Origin of the sequence: Belnapia arida (genome assembly GCF_016773205.1) — a bacterium.
GTDB lineage: Bacteria > Pseudomonadota > Alphaproteobacteria > Acetobacterales > Acetobacteraceae > Belnapia > Belnapia arida.
Genome location: NZ_JAETWB010000100.1, coordinates 1 through 5,516, shown reverse-complemented (window position 1 = coordinate 5,516; position 5,516 = coordinate 1). Strand labels below are relative to the sequence as shown.

4 protein-coding genes are annotated in these 5,516 nt (G+C 66.0%); all 4 read left to right on the top strand.

The genetic code is table 11. From position 1 onward, the window contains the following. The first annotated feature begins 442 nt into the window (after positions 1–442). Entirely contained in the window at positions 443–3,106 is a 2,664-nt protein-coding gene (locus tag JMJ56_RS32515) for a sensor histidine kinase (protein WP_202836022.1), read from the top strand. Then, positions 3,103–3,786, top strand: a complete 684-nt coding sequence (locus JMJ56_RS32510; protein WP_202836021.1) for a response regulator — start codon at positions 3,103–3,105, stop codon at positions 3,784–3,786. Before JMJ56_RS32515 ends, JMJ56_RS32510 begins: the two co-directional genes overlap by 4 nt. Positions 3,787–3,943: 157 nt before the next feature. Continuing rightward, positions 3,944–4,486, top strand: coding sequence for a hypothetical protein (locus JMJ56_RS32505; RefSeq protein WP_202836020.1), 543 nt, complete (start codon positions 3,944–3,946; stop codon positions 4,484–4,486). A 54-nt stretch (positions 4,487–4,540) separates the two neighbouring features. Next, on the top strand, positions 4,541–5,516 hold a 976-nt coding region (gene dapA, locus JMJ56_RS32500; RefSeq protein ID WP_202836019.1), incomplete at its 3' end, for a 4-hydroxy-tetrahydrodipicolinate synthase.

Sequence of the window (5,516 nt, the reverse complement as noted above, 5' to 3'; positions counted from 1 at the left end):
TGCATCCCCGTCGCCGACCGCGCCTCCGGCGGCCAGCGTGCCTGCGACGGCCGGGTGCTCTTCACCCTCAGCCGGGTGTTCTGAGGAGACGGGCGACATGGCTGTGACGAGGATCCCATTGGTTGTCCGCGTCAACGCCATGAGTGGCGGGACACGGTCACATGTCGTTCGTAGCGGAGGCGCCCGGTGGGCGCTCCGCTCTCTCGGCACAAGACCCCTTATACTTCTGGGGTTTCTGGCCGAGTTGGGCTGGGGCTTTGTCGGCTCGCTTGGGTTTGGCCTGGGCATGTCAGCCTCGACAGCCGGCTCCGGTGAGGCACGTCTCTGGCTCGTCGGGGCCTGCGTCATCGGGGTCGTGGTTGCCGGCCTTGTTCACCTGGCGGGTGTTGAGAAAGGCTAAGACCATCTGTGCAACCGCAACCAAGGGCCGGCACCAGTCTCCATGCCACTCGACCCGGACCGCGCTGAACCTGGCCGCCCAGACCCGGAAGCGCTGCTGGCCATGGCAGCCAAGGAAGGCCGCGGGCGGCTGAAAGTCTTCCTGGGCGCGGCCCCCGGCGTTGGCAAGACCTTCGAGATGTTGGTTCAGGCCCGCCGACGTCATCTGGGTGGTGCCGATGTCGTGGCCGGCGTGATCGAGACCCATGGTCGCGCCGAAACCCAAGGGCAGATCGGCGAGCTTCCAGTCCTGCCACGCGCACGCATCACCTACCGGGGCCAGGTGCTCGAGGAGTTCGATCTCGATGCCGCTCTGGCCCGCCGCCCGCAGATCCTGCTGCTGGACGAGCTCGCCCATACTAACGTGCCGGGCAGCCGCCACCCCAAGCGCTGGATGGATGTCGCGGAGCTGCGCGCGGCGGGGATCGAGGTTTGGACCACGATGAACGTCCAGCACCTCGAGAGCCTGTCGGACGCGGTGGCGCGCATCACGGGCATCAGAGTCGCCGAGACTGTTCCGGATCGCATCCTGGCCGAGGCCGATGCGATCGAGCTGGTGGACATCCCACCAGCAGAGTTGCTGGATCGAATGCGGCAGGGTCGTGTCTACCGGCCAGCCCAGGCTGAGCGGGCGCTGAAGGGCTTCTTCCGGGAGGGCAACCTTGCTGCTTTGCGCGAGCTGGCCTTGCGGCGGACGGCGGAGCGGGTCGATGCCGAGGTCACCGGCTACATGCGGGCCAACGCGATGAGCGGCCCCTGGCCGACCGGTGAGCGCGTCATGGCCCTGGTCGGACCCGACGCTGCCGCCGAAACCGTGGTCCGCCAGGCGCGGCGCATCGCCGACGCCCTGCATGGTTCGCTTGTCGCCCTGCATGTGGAGCGGCTGGGGGCAGAGGATCGGGTCGACCCGTCGCCGGCCCTGCAGCTCGCCGAGGCCTTGGGCGCCGAGGTCGAGACAGTGGTGGCGGCCGACCTTCCAACGGCCATCCTGAACTGCGCCAGGACGCGCAACGTCACCCATCTTGTCTTCGGGCGGGGCCGCACCGCCTGGTGGCGGCGCATAACAGGACGTACCCTCTCGGCCGCCCTGCTGCGCCAGGCGACCGAGTTCTCGCTCCATCTGGTGCCTAACCCTGCCCTGCCACCGCGTCCCCTACGAGACCGCAGGCCGCTGCCCGCCTGGTTCGGTTGGGCGATGGTCCCCATCCTGGTCGGAGCGGCAACCGGCATCGGCCTCGCCACCGACGGCATCGTGCCCGAGGGCGCACTCGGCATGGTGTATCTCGCCGCGATCGTTGCCACGGCGGTCGTGGCCGCCCCGCCGCAGGCACTGGTCGCCGCCTTCCTGTCATTTGTGTTTTGGAACTACCTCTTCCTGCCACCGCGCTACGAACTGACAATCGCCAACGCTCAGGACGTGGTCGGCGTCGTGGTGTTCAGCTTGGTGGCACTGCTGCTGGTCGGGACCACGGGCGGGCTGGGCCGGTCGGTGCGGGTGGCACGGGCACGGTTGTTCAGCCTGAGGCGACTGGTCGAGTTCTCCCGCCGCCTCGGCGCTCCGGGATCTCAAGCCGATCTCGTCACCGCTGTCGCCGACGAGGCGCAGCGTGTAACTGGCCATGCAACCTGCGTGCTGATGCCGCTGCCTGGCGGGCCATCCGGGACACCGGTCGAGCTGGTGGTGCGGGCGGCTGTCCCGACCGAGGCCGAGCCGGATGACGCCTCCCTGGCCGCGGCAGCCTGGGCCTTCGAACACGGCACCGTCACCGGCCACGGCACCGACACCTTGTCGGCGGTGGCCTGGCAGTTCAGGCCCATGCGCACGGCCCATGCCGTGGTGGGGCTGGTTGGGACACGACCGCCGGAGGGCCACGACCTCGACGCGGAGCGGGACCGTGCGCTGACTGCGCTGCTTGACCAGGCCGCGGTCGCTATCGAACGAGCAGAGCTGATGGAGGAGCGGGCACGTGGCACGGCCCGCGCCGAAACCGAGGCATTGCGCACCGCGCTGCTGACCTCACTCGGGCACGACCTGCGGACGCCGCTGACCGGCATTCGCGGCGCCGCGGAAACGCTGAGAGATAGTGGCAACCGGCTTACCGAAGCCACCCGGACCGATTTGCTGACGACCATCATCGAGGAGACGACGCGCATGGGCCGCTTCGTGAGCAACATCCTCGATATGGTCCGGGTCGAAGCGGGCGAGATCACCCCACGGCGCGATCCCGTGGATGTCATCGACGCTGTCGAAGCCGTCACACAACGGGCGGAGACCGTTTCAGGCCGTCGCATCGGCCGGGATCTGGAGGCCAAGCGCCTGACAGCGCAGCTCGACGCGGCGCTTCTGAATCAGGTCCTCGCCAATCTTCTCGACAACGCGCTCAAGTTTTCCGGGCCGCAGGGTCAAGTGAACGTCGGTGCCCGCCGCGAAGGCGCTGAGATTGCCATCTTCGTGGAGGATGATGGACCAGGCATTCCGCCTGGCGACCTGCATCGCATCTTCGATCCATTCTTCCGGGCGAGCCGGACAGACCGCGTCACCGCTGGCTCCGGGCTTGGGCTGGCGATCTGCCGCGGCTTGGTCAATGCCATGCACGGACGGATAGCGGCGGAAAGTCCCGTCCGACAGGGCCAAGGCACCCGCATGACAGCAAGGTTTCCAGCGTGACGGCATCCCGAATCCTGGTCATCGACGACGAACCGCAGATCCACCGCTTTTTGACACCGGCTCTTGAAGCAGCCGGTTATGTCACCTTGCGGGCAGATACGGCTGCGGACGGCCTCCGGCTCGCAGCATCCCAGAACCCTTCGGTCGTTGTGCTTGACCTTGGCCTACCGGACCTGGACGGACAGGTTGTTCTTGAGCGACTACGAGGTTTCAGTCGGGCCTCTGTCATCGTGCTTTCGGCGCGGGGCGGCGAACAAAGCAAGGTCCTCGCGCTGGATGGGGGTGCGGAGGATTACATCGACAAGCCGTTCGCTCTTGCCGAGCTTCTCGCCCGCATCAGGGTTGTCTTGCGTCGGACTACGACTGCGCCAAACACTGAGGCGGATGAGATCCGCGTCGGCCCCGTCACCATCGACGTTCCCTCCCGCCTCGTGCGTTTGAAGGATGAGGCAACACCGCTGCAGCTGACGCGGCGAGAGTGGGACCTGCTGATAATGCTGGCGCGAAACCCAGGTCGCGTTATCACCCAACGCCAGCTACTGTCCGCGGTATGGGGCCCGGCCCATGCCGGCGATGCACAATACCTTCGGGTCTATATCGGCCACCTGCGACAGAAGCTTGGCCCTGCCGCCCGTCTGCTACGCACTGAGCCTGGTATCGGCTACTGCTTTGGTGAATAGTCGACGAGCCATTGTGAAGCCACTCGCTTCGACGATACCGACACTTCACGACACCCAATGAGGTCGCCGTCGTGTTTTATGCCCGCTTTACAGATGTTGCGCTCAATCGGCATCGCATCTTTATCCAAAGCCGCCGATCTTGGCTGCGGAGGTTACGATGCCCGTAGTTACCATGCCATCTGGTTCGATGCTGAGCGTTGTGCAGGCATACCCGCTCACCGAAGCTGCCGATTCACCATCGAGCTTCGGCCAGTTGGAAGCGACGCACCATCGGCCAGACTTCTCTACGCAGCAGCCAACCTTGCTCGACGCGCTCGGGGTGAATGAGACGGATCGAGTGCTCGTTCTGGGCTGCTCCTGCATCGAGGTGCTTTGTGACGCCGTGCGCCATGGCTGCCGCACCGCCAGCGAAGCACTGACGCCACCCAAGCGGCCTGAGCCGGCCGATGTTGTCGTGGCGCCGCGGGTCACATCCGAGGGCGAAGCCATCGCCATCGCCGAGAGCGGTCGAAGGGCGTTAATGGCAGGCGGCCAGGGCGGCCTGCTCGCCCTTGTCCTGGCTGGTGCCCAGCCTCTCTCGATCGCGCAATCCATCTCTGGGCGCCTTCGTGCCTTTGGCTTCCGCCGCATTCGCATAAGGCGTCAGGCGAATGGGCATTTTTTGCTGATGTGCAATCTCCGCCCCGCTCCCGTCAACTGATGCCTTGGCCATGAGAATGGCGCGAGGCGCTCCCCTGTCACACCGGGAAAGACGATGACATTCAGCGTTCCCCTCTATGCCGGCTCAGTGCCGGCTTTGATCACGCCGTTCCGCCATGCCGACGGCGCTGTGGACGAGGCGAGCCTGTCCGCGCTGGTCGACCGTGCCGTTAGGCAGGGCTCGTCTGCCATCGTGGTCTGCGGCAGCACAGGCGAAGCGCCGGCGCTTTTGCCTGAGGAGCATGCCCGCATTGTTCGGATCACCGCCGAGACCGTCGGCTCCAGGGCAGGAGTCTTCGTGGGCATCGGAGCATCATCGACCGAGGCGGCGGTCCGCTTGGCGGTTTCCGCCGAACGGTGCGGGGCGACCGCGCTGCTCTGCTCGGCCCCACCATATGTCAGGCCCGGACAAGATGGGCTTATCGCCCATATCAGGGCTGTCGCTGCGGCCTCGATCCTGCCGATCATCCTGTATGATGTGCCGTCGCGGGCGGCCATCGGCTTTGCGGACGACACCATCGCCCGACTTCATGACGACCGCCTGATCCAGGCGCTCAAGGATGCCACGGGTGATCTGGCCCGGGTTCAGCGCCTTCGTGCGCTCTGCGGCGCAGACTTCCCGCAGATGTCCGGAGACGATGCAACCGCTGTCGCGCATCTCGCCATGGGTGGCGTCGGCTGCATCTCAGTTACTGCGAATGTCGTGCCCGGCCTATGTGCTGCATTGCAGGAAGCCTGGGCCTTACACCAGTTCGACAAGGCTTTTGAGTTGCGGGACAAGCTCGCCCCGTTGCATGCGGTGCTGTTCCGTGAGTCCAACCCGATTCCGGTCAAGACCGCGCTGAGCCTTCTCGACCTATGTGAGTCGACGCTACGTCTGCCCCTGCTGCACGCGAGCGAGACGACCCGGCTGCAGCTGGCCCATGTCCTGGCCGATCTGATTCCAGTCGAGGAGTGGGCCTGTCCCGATTTCACGGACACCTTTGATAGGCTGAGGAGCCTGGGAGGTGTCGATGACGGAGAGCAACAGA